This is a genomic window from Streptomyces sp. NPDC090119 (genome assembly GCF_044747085.1).
Taxonomy (GTDB): Bacteria; Actinomycetota; Actinomycetes; order Streptomycetales; family Streptomycetaceae; genus Streptomyces.
In genome coordinates this window covers 525,917-550,482 of sequence record NZ_JBIVDK010000002.1, presented here as the reverse complement: position 1 = coordinate 550,482, position 24,566 = coordinate 525,917, and the positions used below count along the sequence as shown (strand labels likewise).

Genomic DNA, 24,566 nt, shown 5'->3' with positions numbered 1-24,566 from the left:
ATGACTAGTCAGACCACCATCGACAAGACGGGACCGGAGGACGGGTCACCCGCCGACGTGTCGCCGCCCGCACCGGCGGGCCTGCGCGGGCACCCCTGGTTCACCCTGATCACCGTCGCCGTGGGCGTCATGATGGTGGCCCTCGACGGCACCATCGTGGCCATCGCCAACCCGGCCATCGCCAAGGACCTGCACGCGAGCTTCTCCGACGTGCAGTGGATCACCAACGCCTACTTCCTCGCCCTCGCGGTCGCCCTGATCACCGCGGGCAAGCTCGGTGACCGCTTCGGGCACCGGCAGACCTTCCTCATCGGCGTGACCGGCTTCGCGCTGGCCTCCGGTGCCATCGGGCTGTCCGACAGCATCCCGATGGTCGTCACCTTCCGGGGCCTGCAGGGCCTGTTCGGCGCGCTGCTGATGCCTGCCGCGCTCGGCCTGCTGCGGGCCACCTTCCCGGCCGAGAAGCTCAACATGGCGATCGGCATCTGGGGCATGGTCATCGGCGCCTCCACCGCGGGCGGCCCGATCCTCGGCGGTGTCCTGGTCCAGCACGTCAACTGGCAGTCGGTGTTCTTCATCAACGTGCCCGTCGGCCTGCTCGCCCTGCTGCTCGGCACGCTGATCCTGCGCGACCACCGCGCGGAGAACGCCCCCCGCTCCTTCGACCTGCCCGGCATCGCGCTGCTCTCCGGCGCCATGTTCTGCCTGGTCTGGGCCCTGATCAAGGCCCCGGCGTGGGGCTGGGGCGACGGCCGGACCTGGGGCTTCATCGGCGCCTCGGCGGTGCTCTTCGTGGCCTTCGCCTGGTGGGAGACCAGGGTCGCCGAACCGCTGATCCCGCTGACCCTGTTCCGCTCGGTCCCGCTGTCGGCGGGCGTGGTGCTGATGGTGATGATGGCCATCGCCTTCATGGGCGGCCTGTTCTTCGTGACGTTCTATCTCCAGAACGTGCACGGCCTGAGCCCGGTCGACGCCGGTCTGCACCTGCTCCCGCTCACCGGCATGATGATCGTCGGCTCCCCGCTGGCGGGCTTCGCCATCACCAAGCTGGGCCCGCGCATCCCGCTCGCGGGCGGCATGACGCTCACCGCGGTCGCCATGTACGGCATGTCCACCCTGGAGGCGGACACCGGCAGCGCCACCATGTCGATCTGGTTCGCCCTGCTCGGCCTCGGCCTCGCCCCCGTCATGGTGGGCGCCACCGAGGTCATCGTCGGCAACGCCCCCATGGCCCTCTCCGGCGTGGCGGGCGGTCTCCAGCAGGCGGCCATGCAGATCGGCGGCAGCCTCGGCACCGCCGTCCTGGGCGCCGTGATGGCCTCCAAGGTCGACAGTGACCTGCCGGGCAACTGGACCGGCGCGGGCCTGCCCCCGCTGACCCCGACTCAGCTCGACCAGGCGTCCCAGGCCGTCCAGGTCGGCGTCGCCCCGGTGACCAAGCAGATGCCCCCGCCGCTGATCGAGAAGATCACCGGGGTGGCCCACGACACCTTCATCTCCGGCATGAGCCTCGCCTCCCTGGTAGCGGCAGGCGTAGCAGCGGTCGCCATCCTGGTGGCCCTCCTGACCCGCCGAGGCGAAAACGCGGAGGCGGCCGCAGGAGTAGGCCACATCTGACGCGTCCCGAAAAGGCCGGGCGGCATGGCCGCCCGGCCTTTTTCAGGGGCGCGGGGAACTGCGCGACCAGCCACAGCGCCCCCGCGGGCGCGCTACGCGTCGCCTCCGGCAGCTCCAGGCGCCGCAGCCTTCACATCCAGCAACTGGTACCGGTCAATGGCCTGCTTCAGCACGGACCGGTCGACCTTCCCCTCCTTGGCCAACTCCGTCAGCACCCCCACCACGATCGACTGAGCGTCGATGTGGAAGAACCGCCGAGCCGCCCCGCGCGTGTCCGCGAACCCGAACCCGTCGGCACCGAGCGACTGGTAAGGCCCCGGCACCCACCGCGCGATCTGGTCCGGCACCGACCGCATCCAGTCGGACACCGCCACGAACGGCCCCTCCGCCCCGCCGAGCTTGCGCGTCACGAACGGCACCCGCTGCTCCTCCTCGGGGTGCAGCATGTTGTGCTCCTCGCAGGCCACCGCCTCCCGCCGCAGCTCGCTCCAGGAGGTCGCCGACCAGACATCGGCCCGTACGTCCCACTCGTCGGCGAGGATGCGCTGCGCCTCCAGCGCCCACGGCACCGCGACACCGGACGCCATGATCTGCGCCGGGATCGAGCCGCCGGAGCCCTCCTTGAGCCGGTGGATGCCCTTGAGGATGCCCTCGACGTCCACGCCGTCCGGCTCGGCCGGGTGCTGGATCGGCTCGTTGTAGACGGTGAGGTAGTAGAAGACGTCCTCGCCGTGCGGGTGTTCCTCGTCGCTGCCGTACATCCGCCGCAGCCCGTCCTCGACGATGTGCGCGATCTCGTACCCGTACGCCGGGTCGTAGGCCACGCAGGCCGGGTTGGTGGAGGCGAGGAGCTGGGAGTGGCCGTCCGCGTGCTGGAGGCCCTCCCCGGTCAGGGTCGTGCGGCCCGCGGTCGCGCCCAGGACGAAACCGCGCGAGAGCTGGTCGGCCATCTGCCAGAACTGGTCGCCGGTGCGCTGGAACCCGAACATCGAGTAGAAGACGTACACCGGGATCAGCGGCTCGCCATGGGTGGCGTAGGCCGAGCCCGCCGCGATCAGCGAGGCCGTGCAGCCCGCCTCGGAGATGCCGTCGTGCAGCATCTGACCGGTCGGGGACTCCTTGTAGGCGAGCAGCAGCTCGCGGTCCACCGACTCGTACTGCTGGCCGAGCGGGTTGTAGATCTTCGCGCTCGGGAAGAAGGAGTCCATGCCGAACGTGCGGTACTCGTCCGGCGCGATCAGCACGAAGCGCTTGCCGATCTCCTTGTCCCGCATGAGGTCCTTCAGCAGTCGTACGAACGCCATGGTGGTGGCGATGGACTGCTGACCCGACCCCTTCTTCACACTCGCGTACGCCTTCTCGTCGGGCAGGGCGAGCGGCTTGGAGCGCACGACGCGCGTCGGGACGTAGCCCCCGAGCGAGGTGCGCCGGTCGTGCATGTACTGCATCTCCTCCGAGTCCCGGCCGGGGTGGTAGTACGGCGGGGCGCCGGACTCCAGCTCCTTGTCGGTGATCGGCAGGTGCAGCCGGTCGCGGAAGCCCTTGAGGTCGTCGACCGTCAGCTTCTTCATCTGGTGGGTGGCGTTGCGGCCCTCGAAGTTGGGGCCCAGCGTCCAGCCCTTGACCGTCTTGGCCAGGATGACCGTCGGCTGGCCCTTGTGCTCCTTGGCCGCCTTGAACGCCGCGTAGATCTTGCGGTGGTCGTGGCCGCCGCGGCCGAGGTGCAGGACCTGGTCGTCGGTCATGTTCTCGACCATGGCGCGCAGTCGGTGGTCGTCACCGAAGAAGTGGTCCCGGATGTAGGCACCGGACTCGGTGGCGTACGTCTGGAACTGGCCGTCCGGGGTGGTGTTCATCCGGTTGACCAGCACGCCGTCCCGGTCCTGGGCCAGCAGCGGGTCCCAGCTCCGGTCCCACACCAGCTTGATCACGTTCCACCCGGCGCCCCGGAACTGTGACTCCAGCTCCTGGATGATCTTGCCGTTGCCACGCACCGGGCCGTCGAGCCGCTGGAGGTTGCAGTTGACCACGAAGGTCAGGTTGTCCAGCCCCTCGCGGGCCGCGATGGAGAGCTGGCCCAGCGACTCCGGCTCGTCCATCTCGCCGTCACCGAGGAACGCCCACACATGCGAGTTGGAGGTGTCCGCGATGCCGCGCGCCTCCATGTACCGGTTCATCCGGGCCTGGTAGATCGCGCCGAGCGGGCCGAGGCCCATCGAGACGGTCGGGAACTCCCAGAAGTCCGGCATCGAGCGCGGGTGGGGGTAGCTGGACAGCCCGTCCGGGAACTTCGAGTGCTCCTGGCGGAACCCGTCGAGCTGGTTCTCCGAGAGCCGGTCCAGCAGATACGCGCGGGCGTAGATGCCCGGCGAGGCGTGGCCCTGGAAGAAGACCTGGTCGCCGCCGTCACCGCCGTCCTTGCCCCGGAAGAAGTGGTTGAAGCCCACGTCGTACAGGGAGGCGGAGGAGGCGAAGGTGGCGATGTGACCGCCGACGCCGATGCCGGGACGCTGGGCGCGCGAGACCATCACGGCCGCGTTCCACCGGGTCGCGTTGAGGATGCGGCGCTCGATCTCCTCGTTGCCGGGGAAGAACGGCTCGCTCTTGGTGGGGATCGTGTTCACGTAGTCCGTGCTGCGCATCTCGGGCACGGCCACGCGCTTCTCGCGGGCCCGCTCGATCAGCCGCAGCATCAGATACCTGGCCCGCTCCCGGCCGCGCTCGTCCACGGCGGCGTCGAGGGAGTCGAGCCACTCCTGCGTTTCCTCGGGATCGAAGTCAGGAACCTGACTCGGAAGGCCGCCAATGATGATCGGATTGCGATCGGAACCGGAAGCCACGCTGTTCCTTACCTGTCGGAGGGACCTGCCTACACCGTTCCCCATCGTGTACCTGGGGAACGTGGTACGTCATCAACTGGTTCCCCCCGTCACTGTCGCCGGACCGCTCAAATCATGACGATACGCCCGGGGTGTGACGGGCATGGCAAAGTTGTTCGATGGGCGTAACGACGGATGATTCCGAAGTGCGCATATGGGGCACATCGGTGTGATGTGGTTCTCCGGGAAACGGGATACGGTGCCATGAAGGGCGGTGCGGGGCGGCGAAGCGGCCCGGAACGTCACCGTTTCGGCGGTCAGAACGGCCGGGTACTTGCGCGATCCGTCCCGCCCGTGTGGACTACGGCCAATGCTTCGCGCACGCGCGTGGCTCAGATATTCACCAAGACATGATCAGGAGGCAACCCGTGAGCGCGACCGCGGACCACGCGGAGGAGCGGACGAACCCTGCCGCCAGGCTGGGGTTCCAGCCCGGACAGGTGGTCCAGGAGATCGGCTACGACGAGGACGTCGATCAGGAGCTCCGCGAGGCCATCGAGGAAGCCGTCGAAGGCGACCTGATGGACGAGGAATACGACGACGTGGCCGACGCCGTTGTGCTGTGGTTCCGTGATGACGACGGAGACCTCACCGATGTACTCGTGGATGCCACCACGTACATCGAAGAGGGCGGCGCCATCCTGCTTCTGACGCCGAAGACCGGCCGTACGGGGTACGTGGAGCCGAGCGACATCTCGGAGGCCGCAACCACCGCAGGGCTGACCGCTTCGAAGAGCGTCAGCGTCGGCAAGGACTGGAGCGGCTCGCGTCTGGCGACGCCGAAGGCCGCCAAGTCCGGCAAGCGTTAGAGAAACGCGTCATCGCCGCGCCGTGCGGGCCGGGACTCCCCGGTCCGCCCGGCGGCCCCGGCGTGATCGCTGCGTAGGGTGGGACCGGGCGTGTGACCCGCGCCCACCCGTACAGCCCAGCGAAGGGATGCAGGACGATGGCGATCCAGGTCGGCGACGAGGCACCCGACTTCGAACTGAAGGACAACCACGGCCGCACCGTGCGGCTCTCCGACTTCCGGGGCGAGAAGAACGTGGTGCTGCTCTTCTACCCCTTCGCCTTCACCGGCGTCTGCACCGGCGAGTTGTGCGAGCTGCGTGACAACCTTCCGCAGTTCAGCGACCGCGACACCCAGCTGCTCGCCGTCTCCAACGACTCCATGCACACCCTGCGCGTCTTCGGCGAGCAGGAGGGCCTGGAGTACCCGCTGCTCAGCGACTTCTGGCCGCACGGCAACGTCAGCCGGTCCTACGGCGTCTTCGACGAGGACAAGGGGTGCGCCGTCCGGGGCACCTTCATCCTCGACAAGACGGGCACCGTGCGCTGGACCGTGGTCAACGGTCTGCCCGACGCCCGCGACCTCACCGACTACGTGAAGGCGCTCGACACCCTGTGACACCCCCGCGGTTCGCGGGAACCCGTCACTAGGATCGGCACGTTGATCCCGTATCCGATGCACTACGGGGCTGTCGGCCCCAGGACACCACATGGAGGACCCGTGGGAGTCAGCCTCAGCAAGGGTGGCAACGTCTCGCTGACCAAGGAGGCTCCCGGCCTGACCGCCGTCATCGTCGGTCTGGGCTGGGACGTGCGCACCACGACCGGCACCGACTTCGACCTCGATGCCAGCGCGCTGCTGGTGAACAACGCCGGCAAGGTGGCCAGCGACCAGCACTTCGTCTTCTTCAACAACCTCAAGAGCCCCGACGGCTCGGTCGAGCACACCGGCGACAACCTCACCGGTGAGGGCGAGGGCGACGACGAGCAGGTCAAGGTGGACCTCGCCACGGTCCCGGCCGACGTGGACAAGATCGTCTTCCCGGTCTCGATCTACGAGGCCGAGAACCGCCAGCAGTCCTTCGGCCAGGTCCGCAACGCCTTCATCCGCGTCGTCAACCAGGCCGACGGCCAGGAACTCGCGCGCTACGACCTCAGCGAGGACGCCTCCACCGAGACGGCCATGGTCTTCGGCGAGCTGTACCGCAACGGCCCGGAGTGGAAGTTCCGCGCCATCGGCCAGGGGTACGCCTCGGGCCTGCGCGGCATCGCCCAGGACTTCGGCGTCAACGTCTGACACCGTACGGGCAGCACTTCCTCCGGCGCCGTTCCGCGTTTGCGGGCGGCGCCGGAGGCGCAGGAGACCAGGGAACACCACAGGGGAGGATCAGCATGGGTGTCACGCTCGCCAAGGGAGGCAATGTCTCCCTCTCCAAGGCCGCACCGAATCTCACCAACGTCTCGATCGGCCTCGGCTGGGACGCCCGCTCGACCACCGGCGCCGCCTTCGACCTGGACGCCAGCGCCCTGCTGTGCGGCGCCGGGAACCGGGTGCTGGGGGACGAGTGGTTCGTCTTCTACAACCAGCTCACCAGCCCCGACGGCTCGGTGGAACACACCGGCGACAACCTCACCGGTGAGGGCGAGGGCGATGACGAATCGATTCTGGTGGACCTTTCCCGGGTGCCGCCCCAGTGCGAGAAGATCATTTTCCCGGTCTCGATCCACGCGGCCGACGAACGCGGCCAGTCCTTCGGCCAGGTGTCCAACGCGTTCATCCGCGTCGTCAATCAGGCCGACGGCCAGGAACTCGCCCGCTACGACCTCAGCGAGGACGCCTCCACCGAAACGGCCATGATCTTCGGCGAGCTCTACCGGTACCAGGGCGAATGGAAGTTCCGTGCGGTCGGACAGGGGTACGCGTCCGGACTTCGGGGCATCGCTCTAGACTTCGGAGTCAACGTTTCGTAAAGCCGGGTACGGCGCGGGGGAAACATCTCCCAGATGCAGTCTGGGGGGACCCCCAGAGGATGATGGGGTAGCCAGTGCTTCTGAAAACCTTCGGCTGGTCGTTCGCGGTGACCGCGATCGGCCTGGTCGCGGCGGTCTTCTACGGGGGGTGGCAGGGCTTCGGCATCGTGGCGATCCTTTCCATCCTCGAGATTTCGCTGTCGTTCGACAACGCGGTGGTCAACGCCGGAATCCTGAAGAAGATGAACGCCTTCTGGCAGAAGATCTTCCTCACGGTCGGCGTGCTCATCGCGGTCTTCGGCATGCGGCTGGTCTTTCCCGTCGTCATCGTCGCCATCACCGCGAAGAAGAATCCGATCGACGCGGTCAACCTCGCCTTCACCGACAAGGAGCTGTACCAGCAGCTCGTCACCGACGCCCACCCGGCGATCGCCGCGTTCGGTGGCATGTTCCTGTTGATGATCTTCCTCGACTTCATCTTCGAGGACCGGGACATCCAGTGGCTGCGCTGGATCGAACGTCCGCTGGCCAAGCTCGGCAAGGTCGACATGCTGTCGGTCTGCATCGCCCTGATCGTCCTGCTGATCACCTCCTTCACCTTCGCCACCCACGCCCACCAGCACGGCGGCGCCCATGTCGACAAGGCTCAGACGGTCCTGATCGCGGGCATCGCGGGACTGATCACCTACATGGTCGTCGGCGGTCTCTCCGGCTTCTTTGAGGACAAGCTGGAGGCGGAGGAGGAAGCCGAGCACGAGGCCGAGGAGGAGGCCGCCCGCTCCGGCAAGCCACGCTCGGCGGTGCAGCTCGCCGGCCAGGCCGCGTTCTTCATGTTCCTCTACCTTGAGGTCCTGGACGCGTCCTTCTCCTTCGACGGCGTGATCGGCGCCTTCGCCATCACCAATGACATCGTCCTGATGGCGCTGGGCCTCGGCATCGGCGCGATGTACGTCCGTTCGCTGACCGTCTACCTGGTCCGCCAGGGCACCCTCGACGACTACGTCTACCTGGAGCACGGCGCCCACTACGCGATCGGCGCCCTCGCGGTGATCCTCATGGTCACCATCCAGTACGAGATCAACGAGGTCGTCACCGGCCTGGTCGGCGTCGTCCTGATCGCCTGGTCCTTCTGGTCCTCGGTGCGCCGCAACCGCGCGCTGGCCGCCTCCGGGGGCGACGCGGGGTCCAGCGAGAAGACGGAGATCTCCTCCGGGGTCTGACGATCTCGGCCGCTGTGGCTGCCCTGAACCGGCCCCTAGGGGCAAGATCGGGGATGTGGCGGGGTGTGGCACCCCGCCCTGCGAGGAACGCTTCGAATGGGGCGGCCGACTCGGGTCGGCCGCCCCGACGACTTTTCCAGGGGGGCGGGAATGGGATTTCTCGATGGACTGCTGAGCGGGCGCACCGCCGACTTCGACTCGGGCAGCTCCGCGTCCAACGCGATCGAACTGACCAAGCGGCACCAGCAGGTGTCGCTGACCAGACAGGGCGCGGCGACCGGGAATCTGCGGGTCAACCTGACCTGGCGGATGCGTACCTCCGACTTCGGCGGCCCCCAGCGCGGCAGCCTGTTCCGGCATCCCTTCAAGGCGCTGAAACCACCGGAAGTGCTGGGACACGGCCAGAGCATGGTCAACGTCGACCTGGACCTCGGCTGCCTGTTCGAGCTGACCGACGGCACCAAGGGCGTCGTCCAGCCCCTCGGCGGCTACCTCGGCGACGTCAACGCCCCGCCGTACGTCAAGCTCAGCGGCGACGACCGGTTCGGCTCCGCGTCGGGCGAGACGATGTACGTGAACCTGGACCACCGGGACGCCATCAAACGCCTGCTGGTCTTCGTGTACATCTACGACCAGACCCCGGCCTTCGACCGCACCCACGCGGTGGTCACGCTCTACCCGAGCAACGGCCCGCGCATCGAGATCGGCCTCGACGAACGCCATCCGCAGGCCCGCTCGTGCGCGGTGGTGATGATAGAGAACGTCAAGGACGAGCTGATCGTGCGCCGCGAGGTGAAGTTCGTCTACGGCTTCCAGGGCGAGCTGGACCGGCTGTACGGCTGGGGACTGACCTGGGGGCGCGGCTACAAGTCCAAGGCGGACCGCTGACCGCGCCCGGCCCTCGCTAGCGGGGGAGGAACTGCGGGCCCTGCGGCGGCAGCCGGAAGTCCGGGTCCAGGGGGGCCGCGGCGGGCACCGGCTGGGGCTGGGGGTAGCCGTAGGCGGGCGGTGCCTGCGTCGTGGCGGGCTGGGGGTAGCCGTAGGTGGCCTGGCTCGCGGAGGCGGGCTGCGGATAGCCGTACGCGGACGGCTGGGCGGAGACCGGCTGCGGGTAGCCGTAGGCGGGCGGCTGGGACGGGAGCGGCGGCAGCGGTACGGGTTGCTCCGGGGGCAGCGGCACGGAGAGGGACTCCTGGCGGCGCGGCTCCTCGGCCACCGCCTCCGCCTCGTCCACCGAGATGCCGAAGTCCGTGGCCAGCCCCTCCAGGCCGTTGGAGTAGCCCTCGCCCAGCGCGCGGAACTTCCAGGCGTCCCCGCGTCGGTACAGCTCGCCGCAGATCAGCGCCGTCTCCGCGCCGGTCTCCGGCTTCACCTCGAACCGGGCCAGCGCCTCGGCGTCGGTCACCGAGGCGTCGTACAGCAGCACGCACAGCGAGGGGACGCGGTCGAAGGGGACGTCGTCGGCGGAGGCCACCAGCAGGATGCGGTCCACGCCGGGCTCGACTCCGGCCAGGTCCACCTGGATGGTGTCGGTCAGGCCGCCGGCGACCGGCTTCTTGCCGAGCCCCCATACCGTGCCGGAAGGGTGGCGGGGCTGGTTGTAGAAGACGAAGTCCTCGTCCGAGCGCACCCGGCCGCCGGAGCCCAGCAGCAGCGCCGAGGCGTCCACCTCCGGGACGTCCTGCCCCGGCGTCCAGCGCAGCACGGCCCGGACCGTGGCGGCGTCCAGTGGGACGTTCGACCCCTTCAGCATCGCGTGCGTCATGCGGTCATCCTGCCTTCTCGGTCCTGGCCACGACAATGCGGGGGGTGTTCTGTCGGACACGGGCGGGTAACCGGAAATTCATGCCGGCCGGGAACCCCGGACATCCGTCTCTACGTACTATTACCGGCCACCCTTCGCGGAAATCACAGACACGGCAACCACAGCCGCGGCAACCACTGACTCGGCGCGCCATGAGGGAGTCCTATGCGTCATTTCGGGCACATCGCCCCCGAAGTGCGGAAGCGTCTCTTCCACCAGGAGCCGTCCGCCTTCACCGCCGAGTCCCCGGCCCGGCTGCTGTCCGCGGCCCTGGGGGCCACCTTGTACAGCCCGGCCACCCGGCCCCGGCTCGCCGCCGACATCGTCAAGCAGACCGGGAACGGCGTCGTCTCGATGGTGCTGTGCCTGGAGGACTCCATCGCCGACGAGGACGTGCCGGCCGGTGAGGAGAACCTGGTCCGGCAGTTCGCCGAGCTGGACGCGCTGCACGCCCGGACCGGCGCGGAGCCGCCCCTGCTGTTCGTCCGGGTGCGCACGCCCGAGCAGATCCCCGACCTGGTCCGGCGGCTCGGCTCCAGCGTCCGGCTGCTGTCCGGATTCGTGCTGCCCAAGTTCACCGAGGAACGCGGCATGCCGTTCCTGGAGGCGCTGAGCGCGGCCGAGACCGCGAGCGGCCGACGGCTCTTCGCCATGCCGGTGCTCGAATCGCCCGAGCTGATGTACCGCGAGTCCCGCGTGGAGACCCTGGAGGGCATCGCCCGCGCGGTCGGCAAGTACCGCGACCGGGTGCTGGCCCTGCGTCTCGGCGTCACCGACTTCTGCTCCTCCTACGGGCTGCGCCGCGCCCCCGACATGACCGCGTACGACGTCCTGATCGTCGCCTCCGTCATCGCCGACGTGGTCAACCGGCTGGGCCGGGCCGACGGCAGCGGGTTCACCGTGACCGGGCCGGTGTGGGAGTACTTCCGGGTCCCCGAGCGGGTGTTCAAGCCCCAGTTGCGGGCGAGCCCCTTCCTGGAGGTGCGCGCCGTCGAACTGCGCGAGAAGCTGATCGAACACGCCATGGACGGCCTGCTGCGGGAGATCTCCCTGGACCAGGCCAACGGTCTGCTCGGCAAGACCTGCATCCACCCCTCCCACGTCCTGCCCGTGCACGCGCTGTCCGTGGTCAGCCACGAGGAGTTCAGCGACGCGGCGGACATCCTCCGCCCGGCCAGCGACGGCGGCGGAGTCCTCAGGTCCGCGTACACGAACAAGATGAACGAGGTGAAGCCGCACCGCGCCTGGGCCGAGCGGACCCTGCTGCGCGCGGAGGTCTTCGGCGTGGCCAACGAGGACGTCGGCTTCGTGGACCTGCTGGCCGCCGGTGTGCCCGGCTGAGCCCTCCCCTCGCACCACGCCCCATCTCCCTCACCCCCCCCGAGCCGCAAGGAACGCATGAGAAACGCAGTGAACGACGGCGTCTGGTCCGGCACCTGGGTCGCACGGCGACTCGGTGTCGAACTGGAGGGCGACGAGCACCTGACCGACCTGCTGGGGATGGCGCTGCGCCGCAACCCCAAGCGGGCCCATCTGCTGGTCTCCAAGGTGCTCGGCAAGCACGTCCCGCAGTCGCCCGCCGTGGTCCACGGCCACGGGGTCCGCCTCGGCCACCGGGTCCGCGCCCTGCTCGGCGACGCGGAGGCGGCCCGCGCGGTCGTCCTCGGGTACGCGGAGACCGCCACCGGCCTCGGCCACTCGGTCGCGGACGGCCTCGCCCTCGCCCCGTACCTGCACTCCACCCGCCGCCCGGTCGCCGGGGTCACCCCGGCCGGCGGCTTCGAGGAGTCCCACTCCCACGCCACCTCCCACCTGCTGCTCCCCGAGGACCCGGCGCTGCTGGCCGGAGACGGCCCGCTGGTGCTGGTGGACGACGAGTTCTCCACCGGCAACACCGTCCTCAACACCATCCGCGAGCTGCACGCCCGCCACCCCCGGCGCCGTTATGTGGTGGTCGCCCTGGTCGACATGCGCTCCGCCGAGGACACCGCCCGGCTGGACCGGTTCGCCGCCGAGATCGGCGCCCGCGTCGACCTGGTCGCGGCCGCCTCCGGGACCGTACGGCTGCCCGAGGGCGTGCTGGAGAAGGGGCAGGCGCTGGTCGCGGAGCACGAGCGGGCCGATGCCGCGTCCGGCGCGGTGCCGGGCGGCGAGGTGAGCCGGGTCGAGCTGGACTGGCCGACCGGGCTGCCGGACGGCGGACGGCACGGCTTCACCCCGGACCACCGCGCCCGGCTGGAGACCGCGCTGCCCGCCATGGCCGCCCGCATCGCCGACGCGCTGCCCGAGGGCTCCCACCGGGTGCTGGTGCTCGGCTTCGAGGAGCTGATGTACGCCCCGCTACGGCTCGCGGCCGAGCTGGAGCGGACCGTCCCGGCCGAGGTGCGCTACTCCACCACCACCCGCTCACCCGTCCTCGCCGTGGACGACCCCGGCTACGCGATACGCACCCGCCTCGCCTTCCCGGCCCACGACGACCCGGCGGACGGCCCCGGCGAGCGGTACGCGTACAACGTGGCGGGCGCGGGCTTCGACACCGTGGTCGCCGTCGTCGACTCCGCCGCCGACACCCCCGCCCTGCACGCCCCGGACGGGCTGCTCGCCCGGCTCGCGGCGCACGCCCCGCACGTCCTGCTCGCGGTGGTGCCCGCCCACGAGCCCCGCCCGACCCACCGTCCCGAAAGGCCGGCCATGCTGCCCGAGCCCCTCCGCGGCCCCGCCTTCTCCTCGTACGCCCCCGACGAGGTCGGCTGGCTGCTCCAGGACCTCTCCGCGGTCAGCCTGGAGGCGCCCACCGAGGAGCGCGAGGAGGCCGTGCAGAGCGGCGGCGCGCACTACGCGGAGTCGCTGCCGGTGGAGTACCAGCCCAGCGAGCGCTACCAGGCGCTGTTCCACGCGGCCCTGGACACCTCGGCCGACCGCATCGCCCGAGCCGTCGGCGTGGTCACCGAGACCGTCCTCACCGAGCGCGGCGGCACCCCGGTCCTGGTCTCGCTCGCCCGCGCCGGGACACCGGTCGGCGTGCTCATGCGCCGCTGGGCCGAGCAGCGGTACGGGGTCGAACTCCCGCACTACGCCGTCTCGATCGTCCGGGGCCGGGGCATCGACGCCAACGCCCTGCGCTGGCTGGCCGCGCACCACGACCCGCGCGACGTCGTCTTCGTGGACGGCTGGACCGGCAAGGGCGCCATCACCCGCGAACTCGCCGACGCCATCGAGGAGTTCGAGCGCGCGGAGGGCGTCACCGGCTTCGACCCGGAGATCGCCGTCCTCGCCGACCCCGGCTCCTGCGTACGCACCTACGGCACCCGCGACGACTTCCTCATACCCTCCGCCTGCCTCAACTCCACGGTCTCCGGCCTGATATCGCGCACCGTGCTCCGTGCCGACCTGGTCGGCCCGGACGACTTCCACGGCGCGAAGTTCTACCGCGAACTCGCGGACGCCGATGTGTCGGTGGCCTTCCTCGACGCCGTCTCCGCCCGCTTCCCGGAGGTCCGGGACGAGGTGGACGCGGCCGTGAAGGAACTGCTCGCCGAGGACCGCTCACCCACCTGGGAGGGCTGGCGGGCCGTGGAACGGATCAGCGAGGAGTACGGCATCCACGACGTGAACCTGGTCAAGCCCGGCGTCGGCGAGACCACCCGGGTGCTGCTGCGCCGGGTGCCCTGGAAGATCCTCGCCAAGGCGGGCGCGGGCACCGACCTCGACCATGTGCGGCTGCTCGCCGAACAGCGCGGAGTACCGGTGGAGGAGGTCGACGACCTGCCGTACACCTGCGTCGGGCTGATCCACCCCCAGTACACGCGGGGCGCCACCGGCGCCGACGGCCGGGCGGTGAACGTCTGATGACGGTACTCGTGGCCAGCGACCTCGACCGCACCCTGATCTACTCGGCGGGCGCCCTCGCCCTCACCATGCCCGACGCGCGGGCGCCCCGGCTGCTCTGCGTGGAGGTGCACGAGGCCCGTCCGCTGTCCTTCATGACGGAGACGGCGGCCGCCCTGCTGACCGAGCTGGCGGACGCGGCCGTGTTCGTGCCGACGACCACCCGCACCCGTGCCCAGTACGGGCGGATCAACCTGCCCGGCCCGCCCGCCCGGTACGCGATCTGCGCCAACGGCGGCCATCTCCTGGTCGACGGCGTCACCGACCAGGACTGGCACGCCTCGGTACAGGCCAGGCTCGCGGACGAGTGCGCGCCGCTCGCGGAGATCACCGACCATCTGCGCCGGGCCACCGACCCGGTCTGGCTGCGCAAGCAGCGGGTGGCGGAGGACCTGTTCGCGTATCTGGTGGTCGAGCGGGAGCTGCTGCCCGAGGACTGGGTGGGCGAGCTGGCCGAGTGGGCCGGGGAACGGGGCTGGACGGTGTCGCTCCAGGGCCGCAAGATCTACGCCGTTCCGCAGCCGCTCACCAAGGGCGCCGCGGTGCGCGAGGTGGCCCGGCGGACCGGCGCGGAGCTGACGCTCGCCGCCGGTGACTCGCACCTGGACGCCGACCTGCTGCTGGCCGCCGACCGCGGCTGGCGTCCCGGCCACGGTGAGCTGGCCGACAGCGGGTGGAGCGCGCCCGCGGTCGGCGCGGTGGCCGAGCGGGGGGTGCTGGCGGGGGAGCGGATCACCCGCGAGTTCCTGCGGGTGGCGCGGGGCGCGGTGGTAGCGGCGCGGCAGCCCGCCTAGGAGTGCGGCGGACAGCGAAACGGCACCGGATGTCCGGTGCCGTTCTCACCTGCTGCTCAGCCGCAGCAGCCGCCCCCGCAGCAGCCACCGCCGCCGCCTCCGCCCGAGGGGGCCGGGGCGGCGGAGGAGCCGCCGACGGCCACCGCCGACAGCAGCTTGACCGTGTCGTCGTGGCCCTCGGGGCAGGTGGCGGGCGCGGCGGACTCCGCCATGGGGCGGCTGAGTTCGAAGGTGTCGCCGCAGGTCCGGCAGCGGTACTCGTAGCGAGGCATGCGCACAGGTTAGCCGCCGGACCGTGGGGAGGGGAGTGTCACTCGGCCTTGGTGTCCGGCCCGGTCACGGCGCGCTTGTCCGGGGTATCGAGGGCGGGCTGTTCTTGCTTCGCCTCGGGGTGCCGGGAGCGCCAGTACGGGTTGTCGTGCGGGAGGGACGAGCCGACCCGGCCGTACATGCCGAAGGTCATCAGCAGCAGGCCGACGATGAAGGTGAAGAACACGTTCTGGATCCGGAATGCCAGGAAGTTGTTCTCGGTGTCCAGCAGCCCCAGGTTCAGGAAGCCGCTCAGGATGAACAGCACGCCGAAGACCATGTTCAGGGTCGAGGCGAAGTTGCCGCCGATCACCATCCCGGCCAGCAGGATCACGCCGACGCAGATGGAGAGGATGCTCAGCGCGCCGTTGGTGTTCAGGCCCGCGACCGTGTCGCTGCCGACGTTGAAGGCACCGATGTGGCCGACCAGGCCGAGGATGCCGAAGACCAGCAGGAACAGCCCGATCAGGCCCGCGCCGATGCGGTAGACGAGGTTCAGTTTGTGGTCGACGGGCAGGTGCTCGTCGAGCACGGTGCGTCGCCGGGTGGACTGCTTGTCGCGCGAGTGCACTGCGTGTGCGGCCATGTCGCCTCCTTGGGGGCGCGTGCGGAGGCCGTCCCGTACCCCTCAATACTCACCAGCACCCCACGCACCGGCAACAGGGGCGCGGCCGTGCGTGGCTCACTGGGCGGGGCCGCCGCGCTCCTCACGGATCTGCGCGACCACCCGCGCCACCGCGCTCCGCACGGCCTCGGTCTCGGTGAGGAAGTGCCAGTAGTCGGGGTGACGGCCGCTGTCCAGACCGGCGACCGCGCGGTCCAGCCGGGCCACCGCCTCGTCCAGCGGGCGGGCGTGCCGGGGGTCGGGCGCGCTGCGGCCGGTCATGGCGAGCCGCTGGGCGTCCCGGAGTGCGAACCGGGTCCGCTCGATCTCCTGCCGGGGGTCCTTCTGGACGGCGTTCAGCCTGGTCAGCCGGTCCCCGGCGGCCGAGACGGCCTCGTCGGTGGTGTTCAGCAGGGCGCGTACGGTCGACAGCAGCGAGGTGGCGTCCGGCCAGCGCTGGGCGTCCCGCGCGGCGCTGGCCTCGGTCAGCTTGCGCTCGGCCTGGCGGACGTTCTCGGCGGCCTGCTCCGGCACGTGCTGGAGGTCCTGCCAGCAGGCGGCGGCGAACCGGCGCCGCAGTTCGCTCAGCACCGGCTCGACCTGGCCGCTGCGGGTGGTCAGGGCCTGGGCGCGGGTGCCGAGGCTGACCAGGCGCCGGTCGATCTCGGCGGCGCGCTCCGGCAGCCGTTCGGCCTCGGCCCGGATCGCCCCGGCTTCCCGCTGCACCCGCTCGGCCCGTTCCAGCGTGGCCGTCACGCCGTGCTGTCCGGCGCCCTGGTTCAGCCGGGTCAGCTCGGGGGCGAGGGCGGCGAGACGGGCGGCGAGGTCGTCGGCGCTGAGCCGGTGCTCGCGTACGGCGTCCAGGGCGTTGCTCGCGCCGAGCAGGGCCTGCCGGGCGCGCTCCACGGCGGGGGCGAGCCGGGCCAGCTGGGTCTCGGCGGTGCCGAGGAGGGGGCCGAGGGAGGTGCTGAACCGGTCCAGCTCCCCCTTGACCCGGACCAGCTCGTCCTTGGCGGCGGTCAGCTCGCCACGGGCCCGGTTCGCGGTGCCCGCGTCGAGGTCGTCGCGGTCGAGGTCCTGGGCGTCGACCGCCTGGATGTACGTCTGGCTGGCCTCGTCTATACGGCGGCCCAGCGCCTCGAAGTCGGAGACGGCGCGGCGGGCCGCGGGGGAGTCGTCGACGGCGGAGATGGTCTCGACGGAGATGCGCAGGTCCCGCTGGGCGGTGTCGAGTTCGTAGAACGCGGCCGCCGCGGCGTCCTTCGCGGCCTGTGCCTCGGCCCGCTGGCTCTCGGCCCGCCCGCCGAACCAGCGCCGGGTGCCACCCCCGGCGAACGCGGCGGTCATGGTGAGCGCGGCGAGCACGGGGAGGCTCATCAGGGTGAGGGCGTCGCGCACGGGGGACGGCGGGTGCGGGTGGGTCTGCGTTGCTGACGTGCCCGGTTTCGCCGTCACATCCCTCTCCCGTGCTGCGGTTGGCCCTGGGGGTGTCATTGTCCCACCCGTTGAAGACGAACACACGGCCCGGTCAGTTCACCCCGGCCCCGACGTTTCCGGCGTTTGCGGGACACCGGCCGCGGCAAGGTAGGCTGTCGACTCGTCCCGGCCACGCGCCCGGACCACGGGTGCGTAGCTCAGGGGTAGAGCGCCTGCCTTACAAGCAGGATGTCGGCGGTTCGAAACCGTCCGCGCCCACAGTGAGAAGTAGCAGGCCAGGGGCTTGCGACGGCCTTCCGGGAGTGTCCGGGGGGCCGTTTTTCTTCGCTCGGAGTCCACAACGCCGTCGGTGCTAATCCTCCCGTACCGGCCGCCCCCGCACCTCCAGGGTGCCCAGTAGCTCGGCCGTGGCCTGGGTGACGGCGTCCACGGCGCGGTCGAACGCCTCGCGGTTGTGGGCGGCGGGGGCCCGGAAGCCCGAGACCTTGCGTACGTACTGCAGTGCGGCGGCGCGGATGTCGTCCTCGGTGGCCTCACCGGGCAACACGGGCGGCCGCAACGTCTTGATACTCCGGCACATGTCTCAAGTCTCCTCCCACCGGGCCGCGTATGAACGATGATCGTCGCGAGGCGGCCACCGGATGTCGGGGCCGACCGTAGGAGAGGACACGTTCATGACGAGCAAGCCCACGGTGGCGATACTCGGCCCCGGCGGGGTCGGCGGCCTTCTCGCCGCCCTGCTGTCCCGTGCCGGGCACCGGGTGATCTGCCTGGCGCGGGAGGGTACGGCGGAGGTGCTGCGCCGGGACGGAATCCAGGTGCGCAGCGGGCAGTTCGGGGACTTCGTCGCGGCCGTGGAGGCGGACACCGAGCTGCGCGAGCCGGTCGACGCGTGCCTGATCGCCGTCAAGTACACGACGCTGGACGCGGCCCTGACCCGCGTACCCCCCGCCGTACTGGGTGACGTCCTGGTCGTACCGCTGCTGAACGGCGTCGAACACCCGGCGAGGCTGCGTACCGTCTACGCGCCCGAGCTGGTCGCGCCCGCGACGATCCGGGTGGAGTCAACGCGTGTCCCGGCCGGGGCGGGCGAGGGTGTGGTGATCGAACACGGCAGTCCCTTCGCCGAGATCGACCTCGCGGGCGCGGCGACGGTACGGCCCCGCCTCGACGCCCTGGCGACGGCCCTCACGGCGGCCGGGGTGACGGCGCGCGTGGTGGACGACGAGGTGGCGGCCCTGTGGGCCAAGATGGCGTTCCTCGCCCCGGCCGCCCTGCTCACGACGCGGTACGGCGTGTCGATCGGCGAGGCCCGTACGCGGTACCGCGCGGAACTGGAGGCCCTCGTCACCGAGACGGCGACGGTCGCTCGCGCCTGCGGCGCCCCGGCGGACCCGGTCGCCTCCCTCGCCCGCTACGACCTCTTCCCGGCGGCGGCCAAGACCTCGATGCACCGCGACGCGGAGGCGGGCCGTGCCCTCGAACTCGACGCGATCGGCGGGGCGTTGCTCCGCGCGGCCGACCGGCACGGCGTGCCGGTGCCGGTGGCGGCGCGGTTGGTGAGGGAGCTGGGCGGCGTCGGAGACTGAGGTTGCTGGTGTCGGTCGGCCGGTGAGCGGTCACGTGTCGGGCAGCACGAGGAAGACCTCGGAGAAGCTGAGGCCGGGTCGGTCGGTCACCAGCCCGCACGGGCACTCCAGGGTCACCTGATGCCAGTCGCAGGCCACCGTCCAGGGACCGTCCGCGTGCGAGCACCGGGCGCAGCGGACGGTCTCGGCCGTCCATACGTCGCGTGCGGGCCGCTCGTAGTGGCGGAACCGGCCGGTGTATCGGACCTTCCAGGGAACGACCGCGGGCGTGCGGGGAACGTCTCCGGGCGGACTCGGAGCCGCCAGCGAGGCGAACAGGGGGATCAGGTCGGCCAGGAGGGCTTCGCCCGCCTCGGTCGGCGGGGGCGGCGAGCCGTCCGCCGTGCCGTGGGGGACCGGATAGCGCGGTGCCGCAGCGGCGGCAGGCGGGTTCGGGGCGGCGGACCAGGGGAGGAAGGCGCGGGCGACAGCGGCCAGGAGGGCGGCGCACGGGGGAGCGACCGCACCTGCGTCGAGGTGGTGGACCGAGGTGCGCCAGACCCGCTGAAGCCGCCGGTCCCGGTCCACGGCTCGCGCCCGCCCGTCCCCGGCCCCGCGCGTGGGCAGCGGCGCGGCGAGCCGGGCGAGCACCTTGGCCGCCGCGTCGGTGTCCGCCGCGGCGGGATGCCATTCCCCCGCGGCCAGCAGCTGTCGGACCCGGTCGGACTCGCGGGTCAACGCGCGGGTCGGGAGTTCGGGGCGTTGAATCCCGGAACACGCGGGGTCGATGCCGACGTCACTGGTCATAGCGCTGGAGCGTAGCGACGGGCTTCACCTCCGCCTCACACGTTCGAATGAACTGCCCGGCGAAGCTCGCCACTGAAAATCGAACAGGCGTACCATTGCCGCGTGCCTGCGTCCCATGAATTCCCCAGTGACCTGCTCGCCGGGCAGGAGGAGCTGCATCAGATCAGGGCCGAGCTGTCGGCCCTGCTCAAGCGGCTGCCCTGGTCGGTCGTGCCGCTGGACGGCTTCACCGACGACACCGGCTGGCGCAAGATCGAACGCCCCGCGTCCCCCGGCTGGACCGCCGACGAACAGGCCGAGGTGGAGAAACTCCGCCGCCGCGAACACGAACTGTCCGTCTTCATCACCGGCCACCGCTACTGGACCGAGGTGGCGACCGCGGACCGCGTCCAGGCCCGCGCGGAACTGAAGCACGCCCACGAGGAGGAGTAGCTCCGGTCCCCGATCTCGCCGGGGTGTCTGTCCATCGGTTACGACAGCGGAAGTTGGGACCACGGGGCCGTTGGCGCGCCCGCCTGCCCTACGTGCACCGACGCGGACCTGTTTCCGGAGTGGGCGCGGTCAGGACTCCGCGGGCCGCCGTCGCATGAAGTACGCCGCCACCGCGCCCGCCCCGCACAGCGCCGCCACCGAGACCGCCGTCGCCAGCCAGGCCGTGCCGAGCCAGCGGGTGCCGTAGTAGCCGAGGGCGGCGCTGTAGGCGGCCCAGGAGAGGCCCGCGAGGGCGGACCAGGGGACGAAGTCGCGGGCGCGGCGGTGGGCGGCGCCCGCGCAGAAGGAGACGACCGAGCGGCCGGCGGGGGCGAAGCGGGCGAGGACGACCAGGGCGCCGCCGCCGCGCGACAGCGCCTCGCCGAGACGTTCCTGCGCCTTGGTCAGCCGCCGGGAGCGGGCGATGGCGCGGTCCAGTCGCTCGCCGCCGCGCCAGGCGAGGCGGTACGCGACCAGGTCGCCCAGCACGGAGGCCGTCGTCGCCAGCAGGATCAGGACCAGGATGTCCGGCACGTCGTGCGGGACCTGGCCCGCCGCCGCGCCCGTACCGGCCGCCGCCGCGGTGGCCGCCGCGATGACCAGGACGCCGCTGGGCAGGACCGGCAGGAAGACGTCGAGCAGGACCGAGACGGCCACCACGGCGTAGATCCATGGACCGGCGGTCAGTGACCCCACGCTCTCCAGCACGATGACTCCCCGTCGTTCCCCCGATTACAGCCATGCAGCGTACGCCTGACCCGTGACAGGAGGTTCATGGGGGGACCAAGTGATCAACACAACATGTTCACGTCATCAGGGTGAAGGATCGTGCAGGACCGCCCGATAGGCCCCGTTTCACCCGTGCGGCGCGCCCATGAGGCGGCCGGGTCTCGTGTCGCTTACCAACATGTGGGGAGCGACTACGGCTTCGGCGACGGCTACGGGAAAGAAGGTGTGCTCCATGCTGGCAACCCTGAGCGCGGTGGCGGCGGCGGTACTGCTGGGCGGTACCACCAGCGGCTACACCGTCGACGCCGAGGGCCGGTTCGCGCCGCCCGCCGCCTTCATCCCCTCCGCGGCGGTGACGTACGACCAGTCCTACGTCCCGGCCGCCGCCTCCATCCGGGTACGTCAGCACACCGGCGTGGGCGGCGTCACCACCGTCGACCTGCGCATCACCGGCGTACGCCCCCATCACTCGTTCGGGGCCTCCGTCCACCAGCGTCCCTGCGGCGCACTCCCCGCCGACTCCGGTGCCCGCTACGAGAACCAGCCCGGCGCCCCCGACGACAACGAAGTCCGGCTCGACTTCACCACCGACGCCCGGGGCGCGGGCGCCGCGAGCGACCGGCACACCTGGGGGCTGCGGCGCGGCGAGGCCGCCTCCGTGGTGATCCAGGACCGGCCGGGCGACGGCGCCACCCGCGTCGCCTGCTTCACGGTGCCCTTCGGGTGGGTGACGGAGTAGCGGGCGAGAAAGGGGTGGTTCACGCCGGGTGCCGCTCAGTACGGTGTTCCGATGTGCTTCTACGCCATGGCCCAGTACAAGCCGCACTACGCGTGCGTCTCGTGCCGGATCAGCTTCAAGCAGGCCGCGTACGCGGCGGACCGGGCGCGCCGCTGCCCGAACTGCGCCGGTCCGCTGGTCTGCGCCGGCTACGACTTCGCCCCGCCGCCCCGGCGTGACGTGCGCGCGTGGTCCGTGGTGGCCGCGGTGCTCGGGGAGGGGCTGCGTTACGAGGGGCGCGACGCGTGCGGGTGCGGCAAGGAGCCCAAGTACCGGCCGCGCACCCGCGCCGAACTGCGTGCGCGCCGTGTCGTCGCCGCCAGGGAGGGGCTGCCACTGGCCGAGACGCTGTCCCGCCCCGAGCCGTCGACGCCCGACCGGCGCCCGAGCCGTTGACCCCGACGCCCTGATCCGTCGGTCCGTCGGCCGTGATGTCTTGATGGGGCGATCGCGCTGCCCTGGCAGGTGCGAGGCGTTCCTCACCACCATGACGAGCTGCACCCCCGTGACCAGGGGTGCCGCTCCTCCTGTCCGGCCTCAGGCCGCTATCGGCTCCCGCGTGCGCTCCTCGGCCGAAGTCACCCGGCGGGACGCCACCACGCGGTCCAGGCCGAAGGCGCCCGAGCCGGTGAAGATCAGCAGGAAGAAGGTCCAGCAGAACAGGACCGACAGCTCGCCGCCGTTCTCGATGGGCCAGAACGCCGCCTGCTGGTGGACGTCGAAGTAGGCGAACGCCATCGAACCGGAGGCGATCAGGGCGGCACCGCGGGTGCCGAGGCCCAGCAGGACCAGGCCGCCCGCGACGAGCTGGATCACTGCCGCGTACCAGCCGGGCCAGGTGCCCGCCGCGACCGTGCCGCCGTGGGTGCCCGCGGCACCGCCGAGGACGCCGAAGAGCGAGGCGACGCCGTGCACGGCGAACAGCAGGCCGATGACGATGCGGAAGAGCCCGAGCGCGTAGGGCTGGGCGGCGTTGAGGCGTGCGGACATGGGGGGAGGTCTCCTCTTTCGGGGCCGGAGGTGGGGCGGCGGGTACCGAACGAGGACCTAGGTTAGGTATGCCTCACTCATACTTGCAAGTTCAACATTCTGCCATGATCGTGACGGGTGAGGCCGAAGTCGCGCGGGAGGGACCGCGAGAACGCGGGAGGGGCCGCGAGGACGCCGACGGCCCGCCCCGGCCGGGTGGCGGGGGCGGGCCGTGGGGGCGGGGTGTCGTCAGCAGCCCGACAGGTAGCTCGTCAGCGCGCTCTTCTCGGCGGAGTCCACCGAGAGGTTGTAGTAGTACTTCACCTGCACCCAGGCGCGGACGTAGGTGCAGCGGTACGAGGTGAGGCTCGGCATCCAGGTGGCCGGGTCCTGGTCGCCCTTGGCCTGGTTGACGTTGTCGGTGACCGCGAGGAGCTGCGGCCGGGTGACGTCGTTGGCGAAACCCTGGCGCTGCGCGGTCGTCCACTTGCTCGCGCCGGAGTCCCACGCCTCGGCCAGCGGGACGAGGTGGTCGATGTCCACGTCGGAGGACGCGCCCCAGGTCGCGCCGTCGTACGGGGAGTACCAGCTGCCGCCGGTCGCCACACAGGCGGAGTCGGTGGTGACGTTCGTACCGTCCCGCTTGAGGATGTACTCGCGGGTGTTGCAGGTGCCGCTGATCGTGATCCAGGTCGGGAACAGGTCCCGGTTGTAGCCGGTGCGGTTCTCGGTGGCCACGGTGAGCTGCGAGAGGTAGCCGCGGGCGGTGGCGCCGCTGACCGGGGTGGGCAGGGCGGCCGAGGCGGTCGGCGAGTTGAGCAGGGCGGCGGAGGCGAGCAGGCCGGTCGCCGCGGCGACGACGCCGAGCCGTCGACGCGCGTAGAACCGGGACGAGCGGGACATGCGGAACATATGAACTCCCTTGTGGGGTAGGAGTGTTGGCGGGCGGGCAGGGGAATGCTCGCCAGGTGGCGTTGCGGTGGGGTGAGCGCCCGGTTAGAAGCTAGTGACGCGTTCATGACACGACAAGGTTCAGGGCGGAACTTTCACGTCCCGTACGATGGACGGTGCAGAAGGGGAGTAGCTCTTCGCCGGACCGTCGACATACTGCTCAGCGAGCCTGAGCCGGCGCCCGGAGGCGGAATCCCGTGGGACCCGCCAGCGAGACCTTCGGCAAGCAGTGCACGCCCGTGCCCCCGGCGCGGGTGCCCAGTGTGCTGCCGTGCCGAGGTGTCTCACGCGCAGTTCTGCGCGACTCTCGGTGGGGCGGCCCCGACCGATTGAGGAACCTTGATCAGCATCACCGTGACGGCGCTCGTCTTCGGCGTCATCTTCCTTGCCGAACTGCCGGACAAGACCGCGCTCGCCGGTCTCGTCCTCGGCGCCCGTTACCGCGCCTCGTACGTGTTCGTCGGCGTCGCCGCGGCCTTCCTGGTGCATGTCGTGCTGGCCGTCGCGGCGGGCAGCGTACTGACCCTGCTGCCGCAGCAGATCGTGCACGCCCTCACCGGCGTCCTCTTCCTCGGCGGCGCGGCCGTGCTGCTGCTGAAGCGGGACGAGGGCGAGGAGGAGATCAAGAAGCCCGCCGACCAGTCCTTCTGGAAGGTCGCGGGTACGGGCTTCATGCTCATTCTGGTCGCCGAGTTCGGTGACCTCACCCAGATCATGACCGCCAACCTCGCCGCCCGGTACGACGATCCGCTGTCGGTCGGCCTCGGCGCGGTGCTCGGCCTGTGGGCGGTGGCCGGACTCGGCATCGTCGGCGGAAAGGCCCTGATGAAGCGGGTGCCGCTGCGGCTGATCACCCAGATCGCGGCCCTGCTGATGGTCGGCCTCGGCGTGTGGAGCCTGTACGAGGCGATCGCCGGCTGAGCCGGGCGGTAGGTCGTGTGCGGGAGGCGTGGTGGCGGGATGCGGTCCGTGTTTTGTACCGTA

The 24,566-nt window shown here is 71.0% G+C and carries 25 protein-coding genes and 1 tRNA gene; 16 read left to right on the top strand and 10 right to left on the bottom strand.

The window, feature by feature from the left end:
* Positions 1-1,617 (top strand): MFS transporter, encoded by a 1,617-nt coding sequence (locus ACIPPM_RS09880; protein ID WP_401445252.1) that lies wholly within the window; start codon positions 1-3, stop codon positions 1,615-1,617.
* Positions 1,618-1,709: 92 nt separating this feature from the next.
* Here ACIPPM_RS09880 and aceE read toward each other — a convergent pair whose 3' ends face one another.
* Positions 1,710-4,457 carry a pyruvate dehydrogenase (acetyl-transferring), homodimeric type gene (aceE, locus tag ACIPPM_RS09875; protein WP_401445249.1) on the bottom strand — a complete coding sequence of 916 codons (2,748 nt, stop codon included), beginning with the start codon at positions 4,455-4,457 and terminating at the stop codon, positions 1,710-1,712.
* A 407-nt stretch (positions 4,458-4,864) separates the two neighbouring features.
* On the opposite strand from aceE, the gene ACIPPM_RS09870 reads away from it, so the two are divergent.
* From ACIPPM_RS09870 to ACIPPM_RS09845, 6 genes are all read left to right on the top strand, one after another.
* Positions 4,865-5,305, top strand: a complete 441-nt coding sequence (locus ACIPPM_RS09870; protein ID WP_018545328.1) for a DUF3052 domain-containing protein — start codon at positions 4,865-4,867, stop codon at positions 5,303-5,305.
* A 137-nt stretch (positions 5,306-5,442) separates the two neighbouring features.
* Positions 5,443-5,901, top strand: coding sequence for a peroxiredoxin (locus ACIPPM_RS09865; RefSeq protein ID WP_401445247.1), 459 nt, complete (start codon positions 5,443-5,445; stop codon positions 5,899-5,901).
* A 102-nt stretch (positions 5,902-6,003) separates the two neighbouring features.
* The gene (locus tag ACIPPM_RS09860; RefSeq protein ID WP_384359362.1) at positions 6,004-6,579 is read left to right on the top strand and encodes a TerD family protein; all 576 of its coding nucleotides are present in this window, start codon (positions 6,004-6,006) and stop codon (positions 6,577-6,579) included.
* Positions 6,580-6,674: 95 nt separating this feature from the next.
* The gene (locus ACIPPM_RS09855; RefSeq protein WP_388993063.1) at positions 6,675-7,253 is read left to right on the top strand and encodes a TerD family protein; all 579 of its coding nucleotides are present in this window, start codon (positions 6,675-6,677) and stop codon (positions 7,251-7,253) included.
* Positions 7,254-7,327: 74 nt separating this feature from the next.
* Positions 7,328-8,473, top strand: a complete 1,146-nt coding sequence (locus ACIPPM_RS09850) for a DUF475 domain-containing protein (protein WP_401445243.1) — start codon at positions 7,328-7,330, stop codon at positions 8,471-8,473.
* 150 nt (positions 8,474-8,623) lie between these two features.
* A complete protein-coding gene (locus ACIPPM_RS09845) occupies positions 8,624-9,361 on the top strand; it encodes a Tellurium resistance (protein WP_401445241.1) in 738 nt (245 codons plus the stop codon).
* Positions 9,362-9,377: 16 nt separating this feature from the next.
* Here the strand turns inward: ACIPPM_RS09845 and ACIPPM_RS09840 are convergent, their stop codons facing one another.
* Complete coding sequence (locus ACIPPM_RS09840) at positions 9,378-10,238, bottom strand: TerD family protein (RefSeq protein ID WP_401445238.1); 861 nt, start codon at positions 10,236-10,238, stop codon at positions 9,378-9,380.
* Between the two features lie 204 nt (positions 10,239-10,442).
* Here ACIPPM_RS09840 and ACIPPM_RS09835 point away from each other — a divergent pair, with 204 nt between their 5' ends.
* The 3 genes from ACIPPM_RS09835 to ACIPPM_RS09825 are packed head-to-tail and all read left to right on the top strand — an operon-like array spanning position 10,443 to position 14,959.
* Positions 10,443-11,618 (top strand): HpcH/HpaI aldolase/citrate lyase family protein, encoded by a 1,176-nt coding sequence (locus ACIPPM_RS09835; protein WP_401445236.1) that lies wholly within the window; start codon positions 10,443-10,445, stop codon positions 11,616-11,618.
* A 57-nt stretch (positions 11,619-11,675) separates the two neighbouring features.
* Entirely contained in the window at positions 11,676-14,126 is a 2,451-nt protein-coding gene (locus ACIPPM_RS09830) for a phosphoribosyltransferase (RefSeq protein ID WP_401445234.1), read from the top strand.
* Positions 14,126-14,959, top strand: coding sequence for an HAD family hydrolase (locus ACIPPM_RS09825; protein ID WP_401445232.1), 834 nt, complete (start codon positions 14,126-14,128; stop codon positions 14,957-14,959). Before ACIPPM_RS09830 ends, ACIPPM_RS09825 begins: the two co-directional genes overlap by 1 nt.
* Before the next feature lie 56 nt (positions 14,960-15,015).
* On the opposite strand, the gene ACIPPM_RS09820 is transcribed toward ACIPPM_RS09825, so the two are convergent.
* The 3 genes from ACIPPM_RS09820 to ACIPPM_RS09810 all read right to left on the bottom strand — a co-directional run bounded on the left by ACIPPM_RS09820 (position 15,016) and on the right by ACIPPM_RS09810 (position 17,366).
* Positions 15,016-15,231, bottom strand: a complete 216-nt coding sequence (locus ACIPPM_RS09820; protein ID WP_086694161.1) for a zinc ribbon domain-containing protein — start codon at positions 15,229-15,231, stop codon at positions 15,016-15,018.
* Positions 15,232-15,269: 38 nt separating this feature from the next.
* Entirely contained in the window at positions 15,270-15,854 is a 585-nt protein-coding gene (locus ACIPPM_RS09815; RefSeq protein WP_401445229.1) for a DUF4383 domain-containing protein, read from the bottom strand.
* A gap of 96 nt (positions 15,855-15,950) precedes the next feature.
* Entirely contained in the window at positions 15,951-17,366 is a 1,416-nt protein-coding gene (locus tag ACIPPM_RS09810; protein WP_401445227.1) for a hypothetical protein, read from the bottom strand.
* Positions 17,367-17,495: 129 nt separating this feature from the next.
* On the opposite strand from ACIPPM_RS09810, the gene ACIPPM_RS09805 reads away from it, so the two are divergent.
* Positions 17,496-17,567 (top strand) — tRNA-Val (locus tag ACIPPM_RS09805).
* A gap of 94 nt (positions 17,568-17,661) precedes the next feature.
* On the opposite strand, the gene ACIPPM_RS09800 is transcribed toward ACIPPM_RS09805, so the two are convergent.
* A complete protein-coding gene (locus ACIPPM_RS09800; RefSeq protein WP_401445224.1) occupies positions 17,662-17,889 on the bottom strand; it encodes a DUF2277 domain-containing protein in 228 nt (75 codons plus the stop codon).
* A gap of 94 nt (positions 17,890-17,983) precedes the next feature.
* Between ACIPPM_RS09800 and ACIPPM_RS09795 the strand changes: the two genes are divergently transcribed.
* The gene (locus tag ACIPPM_RS09795; RefSeq protein ID WP_401445222.1) at positions 17,984-18,898 is read left to right on the top strand and encodes a ketopantoate reductase family protein; all 915 of its coding nucleotides are present in this window, start codon (positions 17,984-17,986) and stop codon (positions 18,896-18,898) included.
* 30 nt (positions 18,899-18,928) lie between these two features.
* On the opposite strand, the gene ACIPPM_RS09790 is transcribed toward ACIPPM_RS09795, so the two are convergent.
* Positions 18,929-19,684: a hypothetical protein gene (locus tag ACIPPM_RS09790; RefSeq protein WP_401445220.1), complete on the bottom strand. Its 756-nt coding sequence runs from the start codon at positions 19,682-19,684 to the stop codon at positions 18,929-18,931.
* A gap of 102 nt (positions 19,685-19,786) precedes the next feature.
* Here ACIPPM_RS09790 and ACIPPM_RS09785 point away from each other — a divergent pair, with 102 nt between their 5' ends.
* Complete coding sequence (locus tag ACIPPM_RS09785; protein WP_393598881.1) at positions 19,787-20,116, top strand: hypothetical protein; 330 nt, start codon at positions 19,787-19,789, stop codon at positions 20,114-20,116.
* A gap of 129 nt (positions 20,117-20,245) precedes the next feature.
* Here the strand turns inward: ACIPPM_RS09785 and ACIPPM_RS09780 are convergent, their stop codons facing one another.
* Positions 20,246-20,863: a DedA family protein gene (locus tag ACIPPM_RS09780; protein ID WP_401445218.1), complete on the bottom strand. Its 618-nt coding sequence runs from the start codon at positions 20,861-20,863 to the stop codon at positions 20,246-20,248.
* Between the two features lie 253 nt (positions 20,864-21,116).
* On the opposite strand from ACIPPM_RS09780, the gene ACIPPM_RS09775 reads away from it, so the two are divergent.
* Positions 21,117-21,623, top strand: a complete 507-nt coding sequence (locus ACIPPM_RS09775; RefSeq protein ID WP_401445215.1) for a superoxide dismutase family protein — start codon at positions 21,117-21,119, stop codon at positions 21,621-21,623.
* Between the two features lie 51 nt (positions 21,624-21,674).
* Positions 21,675-22,058: a hypothetical protein gene (locus tag ACIPPM_RS09770; protein ID WP_401445213.1), complete on the top strand. Its 384-nt coding sequence runs from the start codon at positions 21,675-21,677 to the stop codon at positions 22,056-22,058.
* A gap of 141 nt (positions 22,059-22,199) precedes the next feature.
* Here ACIPPM_RS09770 and ACIPPM_RS09765 read toward each other — a convergent pair whose 3' ends face one another.
* Both ACIPPM_RS09765 and ACIPPM_RS09760 read right to left on the bottom strand, forming a co-directional pair.
* Complete coding sequence (locus ACIPPM_RS09765; RefSeq protein WP_401445210.1) at positions 22,200-22,652, bottom strand: DoxX family protein; 453 nt, start codon at positions 22,650-22,652, stop codon at positions 22,200-22,202.
* A 228-nt stretch (positions 22,653-22,880) separates the two neighbouring features.
* The gene (locus ACIPPM_RS09760) at positions 22,881-23,534 is read right to left on the bottom strand and encodes an HNH endonuclease family protein (RefSeq protein ID WP_401446395.1); all 654 of its coding nucleotides are present in this window, start codon (positions 23,532-23,534) and stop codon (positions 22,881-22,883) included.
* Between the two features lie 387 nt (positions 23,535-23,921).
* Here ACIPPM_RS09760 and ACIPPM_RS09755 point away from each other — a divergent pair, with 387 nt between their 5' ends.
* Entirely contained in the window at positions 23,922-24,503 is a 582-nt protein-coding gene (locus ACIPPM_RS09755) for a TMEM165/GDT1 family protein (RefSeq protein WP_393598889.1), read from the top strand.
* Positions 24,504-24,566: the final 63 nt, after the last annotated feature.

Coding starts and splice junctions, on each gene's coding strand:
- ACIPPM_RS09880 (WP_401445252.1), top strand. CDS start 1: ATGACTAGTCAGACCACCATCGACAAGACGGGACCGGAGGACGGGTCA.
- ACIPPM_RS09865 (WP_401445247.1), top strand. CDS start 5,443: ATGGCGATCCAGGTCGGCGACGAGGCACCCGACTTCGAACTGAAGGAC.
- ACIPPM_RS09855 (WP_388993063.1), top strand. CDS start 6,675: ATGGGTGTCACGCTCGCCAAGGGAGGCAATGTCTCCCTCTCCAAGGCC.
- ACIPPM_RS09845 (WP_401445241.1), top strand. CDS start 8,624: ATGGGATTTCTCGATGGACTGCTGAGCGGGCGCACCGCCGACTTCGAC.
- ACIPPM_RS09840 (WP_401445238.1), bottom strand. CDS start 10,238: ATGACGCACGCGATGCTGAAGGGGTCGAACGTCCCACTGGACGCCGCC.
- ACIPPM_RS09835 (WP_401445236.1), top strand. CDS start 10,443: ATGCGTCATTTCGGGCACATCGCCCCCGAAGTGCGGAAGCGTCTCTTC.
- ACIPPM_RS09830 (WP_401445234.1), top strand. CDS start 11,676: ATGAGAAACGCAGTGAACGACGGCGTCTGGTCCGGCACCTGGGTCGCA.
- ACIPPM_RS09825 (WP_401445232.1), top strand. CDS start 14,126: ATGACGGTACTCGTGGCCAGCGACCTCGACCGCACCCTGATCTACTCG.
- ACIPPM_RS09820 (WP_086694161.1), bottom strand. CDS start 15,231: ATGCCTCGCTACGAGTACCGCTGCCGGACCTGCGGCGACACCTTCGAA.
- ACIPPM_RS09815 (WP_401445229.1), bottom strand. CDS start 15,854: ATGGCCGCACACGCAGTGCACTCGCGCGACAAGCAGTCCACCCGGCGA.
- ACIPPM_RS09810 (WP_401445227.1), bottom strand. CDS start 17,366: ATGACACCCCCAGGGCCAACCGCAGCACGGGAGAGGGATGTGACGGCG.
- ACIPPM_RS09800 (WP_401445224.1), bottom strand. CDS start 17,889: ATGTGCCGGAGTATCAAGACGTTGCGGCCGCCCGTGTTGCCCGGTGAG.
- ACIPPM_RS09795 (WP_401445222.1), top strand. CDS start 17,984: ATGACGAGCAAGCCCACGGTGGCGATACTCGGCCCCGGCGGGGTCGGC.
- ACIPPM_RS09790 (WP_401445220.1), bottom strand. CDS start 19,684: ATGACCAGTGACGTCGGCATCGACCCCGCGTGTTCCGGGATTCAACGC.
- ACIPPM_RS09775 (WP_401445215.1), top strand. CDS start 21,117: ATGCTGGCAACCCTGAGCGCGGTGGCGGCGGCGGTACTGCTGGGCGGT.
- ACIPPM_RS09770 (WP_401445213.1), top strand. CDS start 21,675: ATGTGCTTCTACGCCATGGCCCAGTACAAGCCGCACTACGCGTGCGTC.
- ACIPPM_RS09765 (WP_401445210.1), bottom strand. CDS start 22,652: ATGTCCGCACGCCTCAACGCCGCCCAGCCCTACGCGCTCGGGCTCTTC.
- ACIPPM_RS09760 (WP_401446395.1), bottom strand. CDS start 23,534: ATGTCCCGCTCGTCCCGGTTCTACGCGCGTCGACGGCTCGGCGTCGTC.